Consider the following 2,147-nt stretch of genomic DNA (forward strand, 5'->3'; position numbering starts at 1 on the left):
CAATATAATTCACTCCTTTACAGGAAAGAATTATATCAAAAAAGATTACCCTGATTAATGCAAAGTGTAACCACTTATCTGCAACAATTTGGGTAATCTTATTTTAACTTTTATATGTCCTTGAAATGGGTATGGGCAATATGGTTTTGAGGGTGCTTTCTGTGTACTCTCTGCTAAACAAGTAAGCTGCAATTGCCACATATATCATAATGTTTACCAGCAGCATGATATACAGTACACTGTCGCTGTATATGTCAGACAAGGTAAAGATAATCTCCGGCTTATCAAAATGTGTTTGCAAGGCTTCTATTAACATCAAAAGTGGGGTAGATAATACCCCTGCCACACTAATTAGCACCATTTTTGAACGCTTTAGTTTTAATAATTCACAAGAAATAAGATTAAGCAATACCGCCACCTCCAATCAGTTTAGAAAAGTAGTCCTCTAAGTTTTCCTCACTATCATTTATCCTTGTCACGAGCAGTCCATTTCGTGCAAATTCTCGATTGATTTCTCCAACACTTTGGCTAAAGTCATAAATTCTCACCGTACCGTCCTGCACTGTAAAATCCGTCATGTGGTAGTGGTTTTCTAAAATCTTTCCGGCTATCTCACTGTCAGATAAATCAAATTGAATGTATTTTCGATTCCTTTTGTGAAGCTCGGATATATTCACTTCCTCTACTAAATGCCCCTCGTGCATAACGCCGATAATATCTGCTATCTGTTCAATCTCGCTTAAAACATGGCTTGAGATAAAAATGGTAATGCCATGATTGTGACTAAGTTCAGATAAAAATGAGCGTATTTCAACTATTCCAATGGGGTCAAGTCCGTTAATCGGTTCGTCAAGTATTAAAAGCTCCGGCTCGTGCATAATGGCGGCGGCAATACCAAGCCGTTGCTTCATTCCGAGGGAATAATCGGAAAAGACTTTTCTTTTCTCCTTATGCAGCCCCACAACTTCAAGAGCTTTTTCTACTCCACTTTTAGATACTCCCCCTCGCAGTTTAGCGAGAATTTGCAAATTCTCATACCCTGTTAAATTACTGTAAAATCCCGGTGTTTCGATAATAGAGCCTACTTTGCTATAAAGGGTATGGATATTTTCCTTATAGTTTGTGCCAAACAAGCGTACCGTTCCCTCCGTTGGGAAAGCAAGCTGCAACATCATTTTCATTGCTGTGGTTTTGCCTGCTCCGTTTCTGCCGAGCAAACCATAAATTTTGCCCTTTGGCACATGAAGATTTACCTTATCGACAACGGTGGCTGTTCCGTATCGCTTCGTAAGATTTTCTGTTTCAATGATATAATCCATATTTGATTCTCCTTTCCGTGGGTTGCTGTTCTTGTTTTCGCTGACCACAATCTTATTATCCACGAGTATTGCATAGAAGCCAAGAAATCTACCGTCACAATGCCGACACAATAGATGTCAGCACGAAAAAAGCTCCGACACTTATCGTGTCAGAGCCTATTTTAAAGGGTTTATGGCATTTTACTTTGTTTGGGTTTGCTTTATCCAGACAAATATTTTAGCAACAAATAGCAGAAACATAAGGGCGGTTACATAGGGTTGTCTTGCCGCAGCGAAGAAGCAGATAAAAAGCGTACTGAGCACGAGAGAGCATTTTGTGATTATGTTGCTCCATGATTCCTTTTCAAAACAAACACACATCAGTTTCGCTATCCCAAGTGCAATCAAAACAATAAAAACAATCCAATAGATTGCAAGATATATTGGGGTAGTGTCTGTAAATGAAAGTAGATTGACAGAATAAATATATCCGTCAACAAGGTTACCATACAACGGCAAAAGTATAAAAGTAACCGCCATCATATCTAATATTCCATAAATGAAACTGTAAATTTTTTTCAAGTTGGAACGATTTTCAGTTTCGGCAAGTGTAATCAGTTCTTCGCCCGATAGCAGTTCATCTATGGTCACAGAAAAGAATTTAGAAATACACTTGAGCGACTCAATGTTAGGGTAACCCTTGCCGCGTTGAATTCCGATATCGGAATTCAAAATGATATCCCGACTTTCTAAAGATTCCGATAAATAAAAACATAAGACCAACTATCTTTGATGATAATTGGTCTTTTTTGATATGAACCGATTAAAATGTCGGAATCTTTTTTTGTT

At 38.1% G+C, this 2,147-nt stretch carries 1 protein-coding gene and 2 pseudogenes; all 3 read right to left on the bottom strand.

What is annotated here, in order from left to right; translation table 11 throughout:
- Window positions 1–115 precede the first annotated feature (115 nt).
- Window positions 116–409 (bottom strand): annotated as a pseudogene (gene bcrB, locus B5E92_RS15110) (bacitracin ABC transporter permease BcrB); the annotation flags it as partial.
- Window positions 402–1,319 carry a bacitracin ABC transporter ATP-binding protein BcrA gene (gene bcrA, locus B5E92_RS15115; protein WP_002576324.1) on the bottom strand — a complete coding sequence of 306 codons (918 nt, stop codon included), beginning with the start codon at window positions 1,317–1,319 and terminating at the stop codon, window positions 402–404. The gene bcrA and the pseudogene bcrB, both read right to left, overlap by 8 nt.
- Window positions 1,320–1,499: 180 nt before the next feature.
- Window positions 1,500–2,009 (bottom strand): annotated as a pseudogene (locus B5E92_RS15120) (XRE family transcriptional regulator); the annotation flags it as partial.
- Window positions 2,010–2,147: the final 138 nt, after the last annotated feature.

This window comes from Erysipelatoclostridium sp. An15 (assembly GCF_002160675.1).
GTDB lineage: Bacteria > Bacillota_I > Bacilli_A > Erysipelotrichales > Coprobacillaceae > Thomasclavelia > Thomasclavelia merdavium.